The organism is Winogradskyella damuponensis (assembly GCF_039538385.1).
In the GTDB taxonomy this organism is placed as follows: domain Bacteria; phylum Bacteroidota; class Bacteroidia; order Flavobacteriales; family Flavobacteriaceae; genus Winogradskyella; species Winogradskyella damuponensis.
Genome location: NZ_BAABCB010000007.1, coordinates 65,271 through 84,428 on the forward strand (window position 1 = coordinate 65,271; position 19,158 = coordinate 84,428).

At 35.3% G+C, this 19,158-nt stretch carries 12 protein-coding genes; 8 read left to right on the top strand and 4 right to left on the bottom strand.

Annotated elements, in window-relative coordinates:
- The first annotated feature begins 13 nt into the window (after positions 1-13).
- From ABD730_RS04480 to ABD730_RS04495, 4 genes are all read left to right on the top strand, one after another.
- Entirely contained in the window at positions 14-1,015 is a 1,002-nt protein-coding gene (locus ABD730_RS04480; protein ID WP_344712870.1) for an isoaspartyl peptidase/L-asparaginase family protein, read from the top strand.
- Between the two features lie 38 nt (positions 1,016-1,053).
- Positions 1,054-3,003, top strand: coding sequence for a tetratricopeptide repeat-containing sensor histidine kinase (locus tag ABD730_RS04485; protein ID WP_344712872.1), 1,950 nt, complete (start codon positions 1,054-1,056; stop codon positions 3,001-3,003).
- A 103-nt stretch (positions 3,004-3,106) separates the two neighbouring features.
- Positions 3,107-3,796, top strand: a complete 690-nt coding sequence (locus ABD730_RS04490) for a LytR/AlgR family response regulator transcription factor (RefSeq protein WP_334467947.1) — start codon at positions 3,107-3,109, stop codon at positions 3,794-3,796.
- Positions 3,797-4,014: 218 nt separating this feature from the next.
- Positions 4,015-6,255, top strand: coding sequence for a tail fiber domain-containing protein (locus ABD730_RS04495; protein ID WP_344712874.1), 2,241 nt, complete (start codon positions 4,015-4,017; stop codon positions 6,253-6,255).
- Positions 6,256-6,494: 239 nt separating this feature from the next.
- Here the strand turns inward: ABD730_RS04495 and ABD730_RS04500 are convergent, their stop codons facing one another.
- Positions 6,495-7,907: an aldehyde dehydrogenase family protein gene (locus ABD730_RS04500; protein WP_344712876.1), complete on the bottom strand. Its 1,413-nt coding sequence runs from the start codon at positions 7,905-7,907 to the stop codon at positions 6,495-6,497.
- Between the two features lie 277 nt (positions 7,908-8,184).
- On the opposite strand from ABD730_RS04500, the gene ABD730_RS04505 reads away from it, so the two are divergent.
- The gene (locus ABD730_RS04505; RefSeq protein WP_215927893.1) at positions 8,185-8,445 is read left to right on the top strand and encodes a hypothetical protein; all 261 of its coding nucleotides are present in this window, start codon (positions 8,185-8,187) and stop codon (positions 8,443-8,445) included.
- A gap of 109 nt (positions 8,446-8,554) precedes the next feature.
- Here the strand turns inward: ABD730_RS04505 and cphA are convergent, their stop codons facing one another.
- On the bottom strand, positions 8,555-11,197 hold the full coding sequence (cphA, locus tag ABD730_RS04510) for a cyanophycin synthetase (RefSeq protein ID WP_344712879.1): 2,643 nt from the start codon (positions 11,195-11,197) through the stop codon (positions 8,555-8,557).
- Positions 11,198-11,294: 97 nt separating this feature from the next.
- Between cphA and ABD730_RS04515 the strand changes: the two genes are divergently transcribed.
- Positions 11,295-12,158, top strand: coding sequence for a cyanophycinase (locus ABD730_RS04515; RefSeq protein ID WP_334467958.1), 864 nt, complete (start codon positions 11,295-11,297; stop codon positions 12,156-12,158).
- A 231-nt stretch (positions 12,159-12,389) separates the two neighbouring features.
- Here the strand turns inward: ABD730_RS04515 and ABD730_RS04520 are convergent, their stop codons facing one another.
- The gene (locus tag ABD730_RS04520) at positions 12,390-14,396 is read right to left on the bottom strand and encodes a T9SS type A sorting domain-containing protein (RefSeq protein ID WP_334467961.1); all 2,007 of its coding nucleotides are present in this window, start codon (positions 14,394-14,396) and stop codon (positions 12,390-12,392) included.
- 84 nt (positions 14,397-14,480) lie between these two features.
- Between ABD730_RS04520 and ABD730_RS04525 the strand changes: the two genes are divergently transcribed.
- Complete coding sequence (locus ABD730_RS04525) at positions 14,481-14,807, top strand: hypothetical protein (RefSeq protein ID WP_334467963.1); 327 nt, start codon at positions 14,481-14,483, stop codon at positions 14,805-14,807.
- A gap of 198 nt (positions 14,808-15,005) precedes the next feature.
- Here ABD730_RS04525 and ABD730_RS04530 read toward each other — a convergent pair whose 3' ends face one another.
- The gene (locus ABD730_RS04530) at positions 15,006-15,935 is read right to left on the bottom strand and encodes an isoaspartyl peptidase/L-asparaginase family protein (protein ID WP_344712883.1); all 930 of its coding nucleotides are present in this window, start codon (positions 15,933-15,935) and stop codon (positions 15,006-15,008) included.
- 364 nt (positions 15,936-16,299) lie between these two features.
- On the opposite strand from ABD730_RS04530, the gene polA reads away from it, so the two are divergent.
- Positions 16,300-19,152, top strand: coding sequence for a DNA polymerase I (polA, locus tag ABD730_RS04535; protein ID WP_344712885.1), 2,853 nt, complete (start codon positions 16,300-16,302; stop codon positions 19,150-19,152).
- Positions 19,153-19,158: the final 6 nt, after the last annotated feature.

A 19,158-nucleotide genomic window follows, 5' to 3' on the forward strand; every position in this document is an offset into this window, starting at 1 on the left:
AAAATAATTTTCGATGAAAAGACGCGATTTTATAAAAAATACATCGTTAACCGGAGTTGGTTTTGCTGTTGGTAGTACACTTGTAAATTGTGCAGAAAATTCTACTGAAACGAAAGCATCAATAGTTAATGTAGAAAAAGCCTCACTACCAATAGTCATTGCAACTTGGCATGTTGAAAACGCCACAGCCAAAGCTATGGAAATATTAAAAGAAGGAGGAAATGCTCTAGATGCCGTAGAACAAGGTTGCAGAATAGAAGAAGCTAACGAAAAAGGACAAACCGTTGGTAAAGGTGGCTTGCCAGACAGAGAAGGTAATGTTACACTCGATGCTAGTATAATGGACAAACATGGCAACTGTGGCTCGGTAGTGTATCTTCAAAATATAACCCATGCCGTTTCTGTGGCAAGAAAAGTGATGGAAGACACACCACATGTAATGCTCGCTGGTGAAGGCGCCAAACAATTTGCCATTTCAAAAGGCTTTAAATCCGAAAACCTACTAACTGAAGCTTCAAAAAAAGCATGGGAAAAATGGAAAATTGAAGCCAAATACAAACCCATTATCAATATAGAAAATCATGATACCATTGGCATGTTAGCCATTGATAAAAATGGAGATATTTCTGGTGCTTGTACTACAAGTGGCTTAGCTTACAAAATGGGAGGACGTGTTGGTGATAGCCCAATAATAGGTTCTGGATTGTTTGTAGATAATGAAATAGGAGCATGCGCAGCTACTGGTTTAGGCGAAGAGGTCGCAAAAACTGTCGGTAGTTTTTTAGTTGTAGAGTTAATGCGGCAAGGCAAATCTCCTCAAGAAGCCTGTGAAGAAGCAATTAGCAGAATTGTAAATAAACCTAATAGCAATTACAAGAATTTTCAAGTAGGATATATTGCTCTTAATAAAAAAGGAGAAACAGGAAGTTATTCAATTCATCAGTGGTTTAGTATGACTAAATTTCAAGATGGAAAAAACGAACAAATTCAATCGGATTATTATAATAAAACATAAATGCTTAAATTGTAGGAAATTAACCAACCTACATAATATTGAAATATACTTATTTTATATTCTTGCTCAGTTTTTTAAGTTTTCTGCCAGCACAGAACAATTTAGATAAGCAAAAAGTCATAGACTCATTAATTAGCACTGTAGATACTTACACTGATAATTATGAAAAAATAAGAGTCCTTACAAGTAATGCTGGCCAATTTCGATACTCAAAAGATTCGCGTGCTTTAATTGATAAAGCCATCAGCATTTCTAAAACAAACAATGATGCTAAGCTATTTGCTAATTCATATTATTCCTTAGGAAACTTCTTCTATTACAACAGCCAATTAGATTCCGCTGAGATATATTTAGACAAATCTATTTCTTATATCAATGATGAGACAATGCCCTTTTTAAGAGCCTCTAACTTAATGACCAAAAGTGGTATTTATAGAAAACAAGGCAATATTCCCTTAGCACTTGCCACAATGTTGAATTCTAAACGTGCTTTAGATAAAATTGACACGTTAAAATTAGATAAAACTCAACGTCGCAAATTTAAAGGAGAAAGCTCTGTACTCAATAATTCATTAGCAAATTATTATAATCAAATGGAAGAATTTGACAAGGCTTCCATTTATTATGAAAATGCTTACAAAGCGTCTTTGAGTCTTGACTCTTATGTAAATGCTGGAATTATTATTTCTAATGAAGGTGAAATGCTATTAAATCAGGGACGTCTTCAAGAGGCTTTAAAACAATTTGAAGAAGGAAAAATATTAAAAGAAAAAGGGAAAGCTCCAATGCGTTTTATTATGAGTTCGGCCTTAAACATTGGAAATGCACATTCAAAATTAAAAAACTATGATGAAGCTTTAATCTTTTTGAAACAAGCTCATGATTATTATGATAAAGCTGGTGTAACAGAAAACTTAACCATTGCTAAAAATTATCTTGGTAATCTTTATTTCGAAACTGGAAAATACAATTTAGCTATAGAAAATTGTAACACTGCTAAAGATTTAGCCTTGAAAGCAGGAAATTTAGAATTAACTTCTGAAGCCTGCGATTGCTTATCCAAATCATATAAATCTATAGGAAGCTATAACTTGGCTTTAGAAAATTACCAATTATACACCAAGACTAAAGATTCTATTTTCAATGAAAACAACATTAAAAAACAAACGCAGCAAGAAATGGAATATGAGTTTAACAAAACTCAAGAACTTAATGCCATTGAATTAGAAGCTAAGGAAAAACAAAGTAAATTGTATTCTTACTTAGCTGCATCAGGCTTGCTGTTAGTTTTAGTTTTAGGGTTTTTCTCTTATAGAAATAAAAAGCAGAGTATTACACTAGCCAAACAAAAGAAACTATTAGAAGCATCCGTAGATGAAAAAAATGTACTACTTAAAGAAACACATCATCGCGTAAAAAATAGTTTTCAAATTGTATCTAGTCTGCTGTATTTACAATCTGAAAGTGTTGTAGATAAAGAAGCTAAAATTGCCATAAAAGAAGCTGAAAACAGAGTCCGCTCTATGGTATTAATTCATCAAAAATTATACAATAAGGATGAATTGGTAGGCATTAATACGCAAGATTATTTCAATGATTTAGTACGCGATATTTTTGAAAGTCATCAATTTGAGTCAGAAACCATTACATACGAACTAGATGTAGAACCTTTAGTTTTAGACATTGAAACCGTTACTCCAATAGGCTTAATTTTAAATGAGCTTATTGTAAACACCATAAAACACGCTTTTGATAAGGTGACACCCAAAAGTAAAATTAGTATTCAGTTTTATAAAGAAGCAGAACAATTAGTATTAAAAGTCATTGATAATGGTAAAGGGTTTGAGGGAGAAATAAAAAGTACTTCTTTTGGTATCACTTTAATGAAAGCATTGTCTAAAAAGCTCAAGGCTACTTTAAATTATAAATCAGAACTAAACAAAGGCACAGAAGCCACCTTAGTTATAAATAAATATAAGCTTCTTTAGGAATACTAAAAATCTTATTCACTAAATAAAAAGAGGCATTCACTAAAAAAAGAGACCATTAACAAAACGTTTAAACTAGATTAAGACTCTAAATAAATAAAGTTTGAAATCCCTAAACATCTTTATCGTTGAAGACGAACCTTTAATAGTTTCTACTATTGAAGTCGCATTACGCAAACAAGGTTTTTTTGCTGTTGGTGATGCTGAAGATTACACAACCGCTCTGCGAGATATAGAATTACTAAAACCAGACTTAACGCTTCTTGATATTCAACTTTCTGGAGATAAAGATGGTGTAGATTTGGCCATAGAGTTAGATAAAAAAAACATCCCTTATTTATTTCTTTCATCTCAAACGGATCCTAACACTATAGAACGTGTTAAACACACCAATCCACTTGGCTATATTGTTAAGCCTTTTACAGAAACCAGTTTAAGAACCAATATTGAATTGGCATGGCATAATTACAACGAATCAAAGCAACATTTTTTAAGTATAAAACACGAAGGTAGACTGCATCGTATTAATCAGAACTCAATACAATATTTAAAAGCATTTGATAACTATTGTTACATAGTTACCAAAACTGAAACTTACTTAGTACCACATACGCTCAAACACATTTCCGAACAATTACAAGGCAATGATTTTATTAAAGCACATCGTTCTTATGTGGTCAACTTAAAACACATTCTTAGTGTTAACAAAAACACCATCTCTCTTATTGACGAAAGTATTCCTGTAAGTGCTTCACAGAAAAGTTTAGTCGTTAGTAGGCTAAAAAGCCTATAGTTAAGATTAACGGAACTCAGTAAAAAACACATTTCTTACGTTAATCTGTATTCACTATAAAAAAAAGTGCGTTCACTAAAAATAGCAGTCTAAAAGACTGATTTTAAACTAGATTTATTTTAGCTATTAATCAGTCTTTATAATTGAAAAAACAATTTCTCTACAAAAATCATCACTCAAATTGTTTTTAGAAGAAGACTACTCAAAAACGTGCTATTATGAAAACAAAATTACGACTTTCATGTTCATTTACCTTTCTATTTATTCTTTCCGTTGCGGCACAAGTAGGTGTTGGTAATACTAATCCACAAGCCCAATTAGACATTTCGGCAAGCAGCACTTCTAGTCCTGCAAACAGTGATGGTATTTTAATTCCACGTATGAGTAATTTCCCATCTACACCAGGTGCCACAAGAGATGGTATGCTTATTTTTTACACAGGAACAGGAGCTTCAGGAAAGGGGTTTTATTATTATAATCACGGTACTGGTTGGGTTATAATAAATAGTAAGGATGATCAAAACCTATTAACACCTAATTTAGTTGGAACAACTTTAAATTTAGGTATCGAAAACGGAACAGGAACCGCTATCAATTTAGCTCCATTACAAGATGGAACAGGAACCGACAACCAAACCATTGATAATTTGAGTTTAAGTGGAACAACACTAAGACTTTCTTTAGAAAATGACGGTCAGCCTTTACAAACAGTAAACTTAGCCTCATTGCAAGACGGAACGGGAACCGACAACCAAACCATTGATAATTTGAGTTTAAGTGGAACAACATTAAGACTTTCTTTAGAAAATGACGGTCAGCCTTTACAAACAGTAAACTTAGCCTCATTGCAAGACGGAACGGGAACCGATAATCAAAATATTCAAAGCCTAGGGTTTAATTCATCAACAAATATGCTCACAGTTGGCATAGAAAATGGCACATCTCAATCTGTTAATTTATCTGCTTTAGATAGTGGTGGCGACATCATTCAAGTTAATGCAGGCACTGGTCTTACAGGAGGAGGAGCAACGGGTAATGTAACGCTTAATGCTGTTGGTACAAATGGACTTACAACATACTCCAATGATATTAGGCTTGGTGGAAATCTTATTCAGAATACAACAATAACCAACGGAGTTAACGATTTAAATATAAATATTAACAGTACTGGAACATTTAAAGTACAAGATACTGGCGTTAACAAGCTTGAAGTCAATGCCTTTGGTGACACTGTCCTTGGTGGCGACCTATATATAAGAGATGAAAATTCTAACTCAACATCTACAGTAATAGCAAGATTTATAGATGATGCAGATGATGGTAGACTTCAAATAATGGAAAACGGAATTGTTTCAGTTGACTTAGATGCCAATTCACAATTTGTTTTTAACGAACAAGGACTAGACAGAAATTTTAGAATAGAATCAAATGCAAATAGTGGAATGTTTAACCTTGACGCAGGGCTCAACAGAGTATCTATAGGCGCTGTTAATAATGCAGGCACCTTTAATGTTACAGGTAATTCTTTCTTTTCTGATGATATTTACCTTAGAGACGGTTCTGTAAGCGGAGGAGATATATTAGCCAGACTTTATGATAGTGCCGACGATGGTGTTTTAGATCTTTACCAAGATAACGCCATAAATCACAGAATACATGGTAATGGAGCTACTGTTTTTAATGAACTTGGAACAGCAGTAAATGATTTTAGAATGGAGTCGGATACAAGACCCTATTTATTTTGGTTAGATGCTAGTGCAAATGTAATAAGATTTGGAAATAATGATACCACTGGATATGCAGAGAACGGCAATACAAGAATGGTAAATTCATTTAACACTACAATAAACTATGTTGCAGATTTTGAACTTGGCTCAAACAATAGAGATACAACAGTAGGAATTGGAAGTACAGAGTTCTTACATGATGCTGGTAATTTATACGTTATGCTTCATGGAAGATTATTACCGTATGATGATAATGCAAGATCTCTAGGTACTTCAAATTGGAGATGGCAGTCACTTTGGGCAGTAGATGGTACAATTAATACCAGCGACCTAAGACAAAAAAAGAATATAAAGCCCCTAGAATATGGTTTAGAAAAGCTAATGCAAATAGAGACTATTACGTACAAATGGAAAGATGCAACCAACCAAGCTACTAAGATTGGCTTTTCTGCACAAAACTTATTAGAAACAATTCCTGAGGTTGTTGTAACAGAAGAATCTGTAACTATAGATGAAGAAACAGGTGCAGAAGAAATGCGTCCTGTAACAAATCTCGGTGTGTATTATTCAGATATTATTCCTGTAACCGTAAAAGCCATACAAGAACTAAACACTAAAATTAAAACTTTAGAAGCTGAAAATAAAAACTTAAAACAACAATTAAACAAGTTAGAACAGTTAGAAGCAAGACTTTTAGTTTTAGAAAGAAACACTAATACAACAGGAGATTAAAAAATTAATAATTGTTTAAAGGAACAATTATGTTTTTGAGGAAAAGGCCGCTGTAGGGAGCGGCTTTTTCGTTTTTAATAAATTTATCAAATCCTACCTAATGTTATTCACTAAAGAAAAGAAGCTATTCACTAAATAAAACTGATTTCTTCATGCATTTACGCTAATTTTATAGAGCTATTATTTTAGTAGAATTATATATTTAGGTAAAAGTCGCTGTAGGGAGCGGCTTTTTCTTTTTAAAACCACTTTATAGTCCATCTTGCCAATTTCTCCTTAAAACCACTATAAGGAGGAAATAGCAATTCAGTAACTCCAAACGTATGCTGTTTTAAAACGGAACGTTCGTTACTAAAAGATTGAAAACCATAAAAGCCATGACTCTTACCAATACCACTATTGTTTACACCTCCAAAAGGTAAATTATGATTAGCATAATGCAACACACTATTATTAATACAGGTCCCTCCTGCCCTAGTATTATTCATGATTTTTCTAGTATTAACTTTACTTTTACTATAAATATAAAGTGCCAATGGCCTCAGTTTAGAATTAATGTATTTAATCGCTTCATCTAAATTCTCATAAGTGACTATAGGTAAAATAGGCCCAAATATTTCATCTTCTAATAATTTAGCTTCAGGTTTTAAATCGGAAATTAAAGTCGGCTCAATATATTTTGAAGCACTATCGGTTTCACCTCCTACTTCAAAAGTTGCCTTTAGAGTTCTTGCATTTTCGAGATAAGAATTTAAACGTTCAAAATGCTTGTCTGTTACTATTTTCCCATAAGAATCTGATATTTTTGGATGATCATTATAATAGCTTTTAAGCCATTTTTTACACGATGTAATAAATTGAGTTTTTATACTTTCATCTATTAAAACATAGTCGGGAGCCACACAAATTTGTCCACAATTCAGAAATTTTGCCCACATAATTTTCTTTGCAGCTTTATCAATATTAGCCGTTTTATCTACTATGGTTGGAGATTTCCCTCCAAGTTCTAAAGTTACAGAAGCCAAATGTTTAGATGCTGCTTCCATAACAATTTTCCCCACATTTGGAGAACCGGTAAAAAAGATATGATTAAAAGGGAGTTTTAACAACTGCGTAGAGACCTCAACCTCACCTTGCACCAAAGCCACTTCATCTTCTAAAAACACATCTGCAATAATTTTAGACATTAATGCAGAAGAATGCGGTGTCATCTCAGAGGGCTTTATAATTGCCGTGTTTCCAGCAGCTATAGCTGATACTAAAGGACCAAAAGTAAGATTGAAAGGAAAATTCCAAGGAGAAATAATTAAACAAACCCCTTTGGGCTCATATGTAATATAAGAACTAGATCCCAACATAGACATTGGTGTTTCTACCCTTTGCTTTTGAGTCCATTGCTTTAAATGCTTTTTAGCATGTTTAATATCTCCTATGATGGCAAAAATTTCTGTAAGTTCTGTTTCTACCACAGGTTTCCCTAAATCTTTTTGCAGAGCCTCCTGAATTTGAGTTCTATAAGTAACCTCAATAGCACGCTGAAGTTGGGTTAAAATCTTACGCCTTTCTTTATAACTACGATTCCCTACTGCATATTGGTTTTCTCGTTGTTTTAAAAACAGTTTAAAATATGGATTACTATTAACATCATTCATAATAAAATGTCTATTTATAAGTGTTTCAAGTCCGTTTAATGTATTTCGTCGATAAAAAATATTATAATATGCTTTTTATCTTAAAAACAAGATCGTTTAACATAAATACCAACGTATTTAAAGGGCTAGCGGCGCAATTTATGCATTTCAACGATGTTTTTTGTCGCCATTTCCCATTTAACAGTTTATCGATATACTTCATCTAAAAATTTTAGCCACGCTCTCAATGTTATGTTTCTTTGACTCGAAGTTAAAACAAATATAACTTCTTACGATTATGAAAAACGCTTTAATCTTCTTATTATTCTTAACAGTATCTTTTACTGGATTTGCACAACAAGACGTAACAGCTAATACTGAAAATGAAATCGTAGAAACTGTTAAAGTTGAAAAAGTAGAATCTAAAACAATTGAAGCTTCTGCTAAAATTAAAGCTAAGGTTTTAAAAATGAATCGTAAAAAAAGTAACGAAATCATCAGTATTAAAGCGTATAGAAAAAGTCTTCAAATTAAAGTTAAGACTGTAAAGCTTTGTTAAGCCTAACAAAAAATGCTATTAACCATATATAATGCTATTAACCATATATTGTTAAAAAAAGCCGAAACTCACGTTTCGGCTTTTTTGTTTTTGTAAGATTATAAAATCATTAATCTGCATAATTCAGTTCACCTCTAGCTTCTTGCTCTTTAAATTTCTTTACCAATTCTAAAGCATCTGGAATTACATCACTACACAATATAATAAGCGAACCTTTTACGGCATTCTTAACCGCATATTTAATCGCTTCTTTTTCTGATGGAATTATAGTCGTCTTCTTATTAGGATCTCGTTTCTTTATCCCATCATCTAGCATTTTAATTAACTCCTGCTCAGTTTTTCCTCTTAAGCGTTTGTCTTGTCTAATAATAATTTCATCAAACATATCGGCAGCAATAGCTCCCATTTCGTTATTATCTTCAACACGTCGGTCTCCAATACCTGCAATAATACCAACTTTTACGGTCGCTTCAAGTTCATCTGTAAAATTCTGTAAGGCCCGCATTCCGGCTGGATTATGTGCATAATCTAATAAAATAGTAAAGTCTTTAAATTCAAATAGGTTTAATCGTCCTGGCGTTTGTGCTGCTGAAGGTATAAAGGTTTCTAAACCGGCTTTCATATCTTCTATACTTATACCTTGCACATGGGCTCCTAAAACTGCTGCCAACACATTCTGAATCATAAATGTTGCTTTTCCGCCGTAGGTTAATGGAATATTCTCAGCTTTCATTATTCGCATTTTCCATTCGCCTCTACAAATTGTCACATAACCATTCTCATAAACCGCTGTAATACCATTTAAGCGCTGCAAAGCTTTAATGTGTGGATTATTCTCATCCATAGAGAACAAGGCCACATTACAGTCTAAACTGCGTCGCATGTCATACACCAAATCATCATCAGCATTCAAAATCGCATAGCCATCTGGTAATACCGTTTCTGGCACCACTCCTTTTACTTTTGCCAACTGCTCTATGGTATGAATGCCTTTTAAGCCTAAGTGATCAGCTGCCACATTGGTTACAATAGCCACATCACATTTTTTAAAGCCCAAACCGGCTCTTAATAAACCTCCTCGTGCACATTCTAAAACCGCAAAATTCACCGTTGGATCTTTTAAGACAAACTCTGCACTTGCAGGACCTGTACAATCACCTGTCATTAATAAGCGATTCTGAATATAAACACCATCACTGGTTGTATAACCCACACGATAGCCATTCATTTTAGCGATATGAGCCATTAATCTAGAAGTCGTTGTTTTTCCATTAGTTCCTGTAATAGCTATAATTGGAATACGACCTGTATCTCCCTTTTGAGGAAATAATTTATCAATTACAGGAGCCGCCACATTACGAGGCAATCCGGATGTTGGTGCTAAATGCATTCTAAATCCAGGACCTGCATTAACTTCCAATACAGCTCCTCCTGTTTCTGAAAGTGGCTTAGAAATATCGGTGGTCATAATATCAATACCACAAATATCTAAGTCAATAATTTTTGAAATACGTTCTGCCATACTCACATTAGAAGGGTGAATAATATCTGTAATATCTTCAGCAGTACCTCCTGTGCTTAAATTAGCCGTATCTTTTAAAATTAAACGTTCACCTTCTGCAATCACAGAATCCAAAGTATAACCAGCATCTTTAATGATGGTTTTGGTTAATTCGTTTACTGTAATCTGTGTTAATACATTTTCATGTCCAAAGCCACGACGCGGATCACTATTCACTTTATCAATCAATTCTTGTACTGTAGACGTACCATCTCCAATAACATGAGCAGGAGTTCTAATCGCTCCAGCCACTAACTTATTATTAATAACCAACAACCTATAATCCTGACCTACGATAAATTTCTCAACGATAATCGCTCCACTTTTAGAACTTTCTTTAGCATGATGAAACGCCGCTAAAGCATCCTCATAATTTTGAATATCTACAGTGATACCACGACCGTGATTGCCATCAATAGGCTTAATAACTAAAGGATAACCAACATAATCACAAGCCTCTTCTAAACTGCGTTCCCGTCTAATAATATCTCCACGAGGCACTTCAACCTCAGCTTGTTCTAATAAGTACTTGGTATCTTCTTTATCACAAGCCAACTCTACTCCAATACTACTTGTTTCAGACGTAACGGTTGCTTGAATACGTTTTTGATTCGCACCATAACCCAACTGACAAAGCGAATATTTATTAAGACGAATCCAAGGAATACCTCTAGCTTCGGCTTCTTCAACAATAGAACCTGTACTTGGCCCTAAACGATCGGCTTCACGCAATTCTCTCATCTCCTGAATATCATCAGTCAAATCATAAGCTTCACCTGCAATTAAGGCTTCACATATTCTAACGGCAGCTTTAGCAGCAAAGCGTCCAACGGATTCTTCCATATATGAAAAAACAACACTATACACCCCTTTTTCTCCATAACCACGTGTACGTCCAAAGCCCGTATCCATTCCCGCAAGGGTTTGAATCTCTAAAGCAATATGCTCAATAATATGCCCCATCCATGTACCTTCATCAACACGCATAAAAAAACCACCTGCACAACCTTCGGAACAACGATGCGAATACATACTCGGAAACATGGCTTTTAAGCGCTCCGGAAAGCCTTCAATCTTGTTAGAAGGTAATTCTTCCATCTCTTCAAGATCGAGAACCATTACAATTAATTTATGTCGCCTTACTGACCAGTAATTAGGTCCTCTCATCGCATTAATTTCGCGTATTTTCATGTTAGTTGGTTTGTTTTAGTTATTGAAAGATTCTAAATATAGTATTTTTCACTAAAAAAATTGGCTTATTTTTGCGCAATATTTTTAGATAAAAATTATGCAGAAGATTAAAGGAACCTTAATACCAATTGGCGGAAATGAAGATAAAGGTATTGAGGAAAGTGAAATTTACACTTTAGAATTTATTGATGATGGTATTTTGTTCCACGTGGTAGAAGCCGCTGGTGGCATTGAGGCTAACATTGTAGTAATTCCCACAGCATCAAGTATTCCGGTTGAAGTTGGTGAAAATTACTTAACTGCATTTTCTACTTTAGGTTGTAAACATGTTGAAGTCTTAGACATTCGTTCTAAAGAAGATTCTGAAACCGAACACGCTATTGAGCTAATCAAAAATGCGGATTGCGTGATGCTTTCTGGTGGTGACCAATCTAAAATTACAGACAAAATTGGAGGCACAACGATTCATTCCATTTTAATGGAACGTTATAAAAACGACGAAGGTTTTGTTATCGCTGGCACCAGTGCTGGCGCTATGGTAATGGCTAATGAAATGATTGCAGGCGGAAGCGCTTCGGAATCCTTTATTAAAGGTGCCGTAAATATGTATAAAGGTTTAGGATTAATTCCTGAATTGATTATAGACACCCATTTTGTTCGTCGTGGTCGTTTTGGAAGACAATCTGAAGCCGTTGCTAAATTCCCTAATTTAATTGGATTTGGACTCGCTGAAGATACAGGTATGATTATTAAAAACGGAAATGATTGTACCGTAATTGGATCAGGAATGGTCATTGTTTTTGATGGTAGTACACTTACCCATAACAATGAGAAAATCTTAGAAGAAGGTACTCCTATGACGGTTGCTAATCTTACTATTCATGTGCTTTCTAATGGTGACGAATATGATATTGCTAGCCGAAAAGTGAAGGTGTTACCTATTGAAGCTCCTTTTATCTAAATTCCTGCGAAGGCAGGAATCTCATTACTTTTTTCTGGATTTTTCTGTTTTAGGTAAATCTTAACACAGAGATGCCTAGAGTTTTCGCGGTAATGCTCAGAGAGAAAAATCTAAACAAGAAACAATTTACCGACTTCTCATTACCCATAAATAAAAACATCAGCAATTCCTTTCAAAGATTTCTGACCACGATACATCCCGAGAATACTTTATTCACATCTATTAATAAGTTTATGTTTTGGTGAATTTTATGAATGTTTTGTTTTCTTCATCAACTGACGACAGACCTAAAATATACACTCCAGAGGCTAGGTAAGAGACTGATATTGTTTCATGATTTTCATTAGATAATTTAGAAAACACCTGTTGCCCTATGAGATTGTAAATAGTTATCGTCATACTGTTTTTTAAATTAACGATTTCAATAAAATCATCGGCAGGATTAGGATATACCCGAATTGCATTATCATAGACAGGATCTTGAACAGACATTGTATCGGTGTTATATTCAGAAGATATGTACATACAATTGCAATCATCCCAAAACTTTACGGTATATATTGCAGATTCAGAATCATTAAGTTCCAAATATTCATTATTAGCATCTAAGATGTCTGTGCCATTTTTTGTCCACTGATAGTCAAAGAAATTGAAGGGAGCGTACAGAACATTATCAACTTCTGTAATCAAAAATTCATCACGCAGACAATGGTTAAAATCAAGTTTTGCAATAAACCCTGAAAAGCTTCCCTGTACTTTGGTTTCTTTATGAGCACCACTTGTGGCCAAACCATCAATATCTGTAACTCCTGTTGCGTAAAAACTGTCATGCCCTATTGAACTTATGCTATTGATACCCTCATCAAATGGCTTACTCCAGTTAAGATTCCCAGTAGTGTCCAATGACGCAATAAACCCTTTATAATTACCTGTATGCGGCACATAACTGCATTCTGTGTCGAAATAAAAATCTGTACTTTGAGTACCTCCCGCTATTTGAAGTTCTTCATTGCCATAAGTGCCTTCAACAACCATAGAGTTAGTAAAGCCCAATAAGGTTCCCACTCCGCTCAAATAATTAGTCTCATTACCATTACCACCAATATACGACCCCCATTGTTTTTGCCCTAACTCATTGTACTTCAGCAAAATCATATCCCACTGCCCTCCACCGTAATCAAAACCATAGGTACCTGTAGTACCAAGGTCAGTACTACCTACCAAGCCGTAAACAAATACATTTTCCTGACCTGTTAATTCGTTGCTTGTAGTTTTTATATCAAAATACCTATCAACACTGCCATCACCGCCTAAAAACGTACTCCATATTCTATTACCTAAAGTGTCAAATTTTGCTAAAAACCCTATAGAATTGTTGGTGTTCGCTTCTCTGGTATCGATTTCCGCTCCTGGTGATGCAATGTTGGTTGCACTTTTGGTGCTTCCACAGATATAAAGATAACCTTCCTTGCTCAGCGTAATGTTATGAATTTGATCTGAGTCTTCTCCACCAAGATACGTGCACCAGATTCTATTGCCAGCACTGTTAAACTTTGCAATAAACCCATCTGAGTGTCCTCCAAAATATTCAGATTGAAATGTTCCGGAAGTACCCAACCCTTCATAGGTAGAGGTTCCAGTAATATAAATATCATTGTTGGCAGTATCTATGGTCACCCCTGAGTATAAATCATTACCTCCTAAACCAAAATAAGTACTCCATAACAATGTACCATTTTGCGAAAATTTTGCCAAAAAAATGTTTGGGTTAGGATCTCCTGACTCCCAGACGGTAAACTCTTGAAAAGCTCCTGGAGTTGTGATGTTGGCATGACCCTGATTAGATCCTGTGAGGATAATATTGCCATCAGCATCAAGAGCCATATTATTCAATCTATCTGTAAAAGCCCCTCCATAATAGGTGCTCCAAACCAGATTCCCCGCAGTATCCCATTTGGAAAGGAACATATCTCCATGCAGAGCAAAATTTGGGTTATTATCATAGTCATAAAGTTGTTCTTGATGTGCTCCTGATGTCGCAATCCCTAAAGTATCGCTAGTAACACCCGCTACGTATATATAATTGTTTATGCTGTCAAACACTACTTGAGATGGATGTGTACGACTGTAAGTGTAACTATCGTTTTGTATGCCGTAATAAGTGAGCCATTCTAGCGAAGCCTGCCCAAACAAAGCTGAAGAAAGAAAAAAAGAAAATAATGCGGTAAAATATTTCATTTTTTATCATTTTTTTTTTTAAAATTTATAAAAATTATACAACAAACCTTATGAAAAAAACTTATTTTAACATTAGTATTTGTAATGACTACAGTCATAGTTTATGCAAATAGCTTAACGGTAATTAATACAACTGGATGCACATATACCATATATACGGATGGTGGATGGTTTACTATTGCCCCTTCTGGAAATGCATACTATGCATCTCCTTATGATATAGGAAATGGAACACCAGCAGATGGCGACTTTCACGTTGTAAAAGTAGCACTTGGTTCTGATGCGACTCATGTTACCGAGTATGGTCCTTTTACCAATACAAGCGCAAATAATCATGCCTGCAATGGTGGTTCGCCATTTAATATTATGTGGAGTGCGGCAGGACCTAATGTAGTGGTCACTATCTATTAAATTTTAAAAGATTGGTATTGTTAAATTTCACAAACCTTTTCTGGAATCTGAAAAGGTTTGTGAAAATAATGAGTTTAAAATAGTATAGTTTTTAAATGGATGGCAATAGTATCTCAAACTCACACTACTTAAAAATATTTATAAGCTTAGGTATAAACTATTCCGTATTCTAAAGTACGTTTTATCTATTTAATACTATTACCCATAAATAGATACTTCATCAATCCCATTCGAAGATTTCTGACCACGATACATCCCTTCGGTATTAAAAGGCATCGCTATGTTTCCTTTTGCATCTACTGCGATTAATCCACCATCGCCTCCAATCTCTAAGATTCTTTTATTGATGACTTCTTCTGAAGCTTCTTTTACAGACATACTCTTGTGCTCCATTAAACACGCTACATCGTAAGCCACAACACCTCTAATAAAAAACTCACCACTACCTGTACAACTAATCGCACAAGTTTTATTGTTGGCGTAATTTCCTGCTCCAATCATTGGTGAATCTCCTACGCGTCCCCATTTTTTATTGGTCATACCACCTGTTGATGTTGCTGCTGCAATGTTTCCATCTTTATCGCAAGCAACCGCTCCAACAGTTCCGAATTTTGAATCTTTTTTTGTAGAGTGATCTAACTGAAAACGGTCAGTATCTTTAATCTCTAACCATTGTTTGTGCCTAAACTCATCATAAAAATAAGACGCATCTTCCAACTTATAATCGCGTTCTTTAGCAAATTGCATGGCTCCATCTCCTGCTAAAAACACATGCTCGCTTTTTTCCATGACATCACGAGCCAAAGACACCGGATTTTTAATTCCTGTAATTAAACTAACTCCTCCTGCATTCAACGTTTTACCATCCATAATACTCGCATCCATTTCGTGAGATTCGGTAGCTGTGAATACCGATCCTTTTCCGGCATTAAACAAGTGGGAATCTTCGAGTAACTTAACGGCAACCTCTACAGCTTCAACAGCCGTTTTTCCGGCTTCCAAAACGTTGTAACCTTCATCTAAGGCTAATTGTAATGCCGCTTTATATTGCGCTTCTAATTTTGGTGTCATCATGCCTTTGACTAAAGTTCCTGCTCCTCCGTGAATGGCTATTGAGAATGTTTTCATGCGTATCATTTAAGTTTGGAAAATTACGAATTGCTTTTTAAATAAACGCTTTAGTTTTTGTAATTTGCAGGCTGTTCTCATTAGCACAATCAAAAACATTTTACACTATTAGTTTTAAACACATTTGAGAAATGTCAAAAGCTATAGTACTTAAGCATTTCGACTGCGCTCAATGTGACATTCATTTTCAAATTAACGCAATATCATTTTTTGTTTAGGTTAGCTGACACAAAAAATGATGATTTTTTAGATGATGCGAGAAAGAAAAATTAAACATAGCCATAGCTACGTTTCATTTTTATTTTGAAGCAGAAATGAAAAAAGGGTGTTTTTTGAAGCTCACTTAAATAAAATATGATATAACATGTCAGACCAAAAACGCCTATTTCTCGTCGATGCCTACGCCCTAATTTTCCGTGGCTATTACGCATTTATAAAAAACCCAAGAATCAACTCTAAAGGAGAAGATACCTCAGCCATTATGGGCTTTATGAATTCCCTTTTAGATGTCATTAAACGCGAACGACCAGATCATTTAGCCGTTTGTTTTGATAAAGGAGGAAGTGTAGACCGCGTGGAAATGTTTGAAGCCTACAAGGCTAACAGAGATGAAACTCCCGAAGGCATCAAAACCGCTGTGCCTTATATTATGGAAATTCTTAAAGCCATGCATATTCCAATCATGGTAAAAGAAGGTTACGAGGCTGATGATGTCATTGGTACCTTAGCTAAAAAAGCCGAAAAAGAAGGCTATAAAACCTTTATGGTGACTCCAGATAAAGATTTTGCACAACTCGTTTCTGAAAACATTTTTATGTACCGACCAGTTTTTGGTGGTGGTTACGAAACTTGGGGAATTCCAGAAGTACAAAAGAAATTTGAAGTTACCGATCCTTTACAAGTCATTGACTTTTTAGGGATGATGGGAGATGCTTCTGATAATATTCCTGGACTACCTGGTGTTGGTGAAAAAACAGCAAAGAAATTTTTAAAGGCCTATGGCAGTATGGAAAACCTTTTTGCCAATTCACACGAGCTAAAAGGGAAGATGAAAGAAAAGATTGAAGCCAACCAAGAACTCGGTTTATTATCAAAACAACTCGCTACCATTATGCTCGACGTCCCTGTAGAGTTTAATGCAGAAGATTTTGAAATGTCGGAACCTGATATTCCAAAGGTGACTGAAATTTTTCAAGAACTAGAATTTAGACGTCTCATTGATAATTTTAATAAAACGTTTTCAGCGGAAGCTATGCAATCTGCTGGAACTTCAACTCCAACAGCAGATAAAAAGGAAGCTCCCAAAACAACACCTACAGAAGAAAAATCCGCAGGAGCTGGTCAATTCTCCTTATTTGGTGGCGCAGAACCATCAGCAACCGAAGCTATATCTGAGTTTACGCGTAAAACAGCCGAAACCACCTCACATTTTTACCAAAGTGTAGCATCTGGTATGGCAACCAAATTGTTTGTTAAGAACTTAATGAATCAAACGTCGGTGTGTTTCGATACCGAAACCACAGGCTTAAATGCATTAACCGCAGAATTAGTCGGGATTGCATTTTCGTGGGAAGTAGGCAAAGGCTTTTATGTGCCTTTTCCAGAAGATAGAGCCGAAGCACAAGAACTGATTGAAATACTAAGACCATTTTTTGAAAGTGAAACCATCGAAAAAATCGGTCAGAATTTAAAATACGACATCAAAGTATTAGCCAAATATAACATTACCGTTAAAGGCAAACTCTTCGATACCATGTTAGCGCATTATTTAATTAATGCCGATATGCGTCACAATATGGACGTCTTAGCAGAAACCTATTTAAACTATACACCAATTTCTATTACAGACCTTATTGGTAAAAAAGGAAAAAATCAATTGTCCATGCGTGATGTGCCGTTAGAAAAACTAACCGAATACGCTGTAGAAGACGCAGATATTACCTTACAATTAAAAGAACATTTCACCACGGAATTAGGCGAAGCCAACACCCAAAAATTATTCGATGAGATTGAAATTCCCCTACTACGTGTCTTAGCAGCTATGGAATTAGAAGGAATTAACCTCGATAAAAACTTTCTAGACTCCTTATCTGAAGATTTGAATAACGACATCGCAACGCTCGAACAAGAGATTTATGCCACAGCAGGCGAAGAATTCAACATTGCCTCACCAAAGCAGCTAGGGATTGTGTTATTTGAAAAAATGAAATTGGTCGATAAACCTAAGAAAACCAAAACAGGTCAATATGCAACTGGCGAAGATATCTTATCCTATTTAGCAAAAGACCATGATATCATTCAGAAAATATTAGATTTTAGAGGCCTTTCAAAATTAAAAAGCACCTATGTAGATGCTTTACCGTTACAAGTAGAATCCTCTACAGGTCGTGTGCATACCGACTATATGCAAACCGTTGCAGCAACAGGGCGTTTAAGTAGTAACAATCCTAATTTACAAAATATTCCAATTCGTACCGAACGTGGTCGTCAAGTGCGTAAAGCCTTTGTTCCAAGAAACGAAGAGTACATCTTACTGGCTGCCGATTATTCGCAAATAGAATTACGAATCATTGCCGCTTTAAGTGAAGAAGAAACCATGATTGAAGCCTTTAAAAACGGTGAAGATATTCATGCTTCAACCGCATCCAAAGTCTTTAATGTGCCATTGACTGAAGTCACCAGAGAGCAACGTAGCAACGCTAAAACCGTTAATTTCGGAATCATCTATGGTGTGTCTGCCTTTGGGTTAAGTAACCAAACCGATTTATCGCGTGGTGAAGCCAAAGAACTCATTGACACCTATTACGAAACCTATCCAAAATTAAAAGCCTACATGAGTAAGCAAGTCGATTTTGCTAGAGATCATGGCTATGTGCAAACCGTTTTAGGTCGTCGTCGTTATTTAAAAGACATCAACTCGCGTAACGCAGTCGTGAGAGGTGCTGCAGAACGAAACGCCGTAAACGCACCAATACAAGGAAGCGCTGCCGATATCATTAAAATCGCCATGATTAACATTTATAACAAGCTAGAAGCTGGTAATTATAAATCGAAGATGCTCTTACAAGTGCATGATGAATTGGTCTTTGACATCTACAAACCAGAACTGGAAGAATTAACCACATTGATTAAAACGGAAATGGAAAGTGCATACAAACTAGATGTACCATTAGATGTGGAAATTGATACTGGTGTTAATTGGTTGGAGGCGCATTGATATTTA

Excerpts from the sequence above, each read along its gene's own strand:
- cphA (WP_344712879.1), bottom strand. The coding sequence starts at position 11,197 with ATGAAAATACGCGAAATTAATGCGATGAGAGGACCTAATTACTGGTCA.
- ABD730_RS04520 (WP_334467961.1), bottom strand. The coding sequence starts at position 14,396 with ATGAAATATTTTACCGCATTATTTTCTTTTTTTCTTTCTTCAGCTTTG.
- ABD730_RS04480 (WP_344712870.1), top strand. The coding sequence starts at position 14 with ATGAAAAGACGCGATTTTATAAAAAATACATCGTTAACCGGAGTTGGT.
- polA (WP_344712885.1), top strand. The coding sequence starts at position 16,300 with ATGTCAGACCAAAAACGCCTATTTCTCGTCGATGCCTACGCCCTAATT.
- ABD730_RS04500 (WP_344712876.1), bottom strand. The coding sequence starts at position 7,907 with ATGAATGATGTTAATAGTAATCCATATTTTAAACTGTTTTTAAAACAA.
- ABD730_RS04515 (WP_334467958.1), top strand. The coding sequence starts at position 11,295 with ATGCAGAAGATTAAAGGAACCTTAATACCAATTGGCGGAAATGAAGAT.
- ABD730_RS04525 (WP_334467963.1), top strand. The coding sequence starts at position 14,481 with ATGACTACAGTCATAGTTTATGCAAATAGCTTAACGGTAATTAATACA.
- ABD730_RS04495 (WP_344712874.1), top strand. The coding sequence starts at position 4,015 with ATGAAAACAAAATTACGACTTTCATGTTCATTTACCTTTCTATTTATT.
- ABD730_RS04505 (WP_215927893.1), top strand. The coding sequence starts at position 8,185 with ATGAAAAACGCTTTAATCTTCTTATTATTCTTAACAGTATCTTTTACT.
- ABD730_RS04530 (WP_344712883.1), bottom strand. The coding sequence starts at position 15,935 with ATGAAAACATTCTCAATAGCCATTCACGGAGGAGCAGGAACTTTAGTC.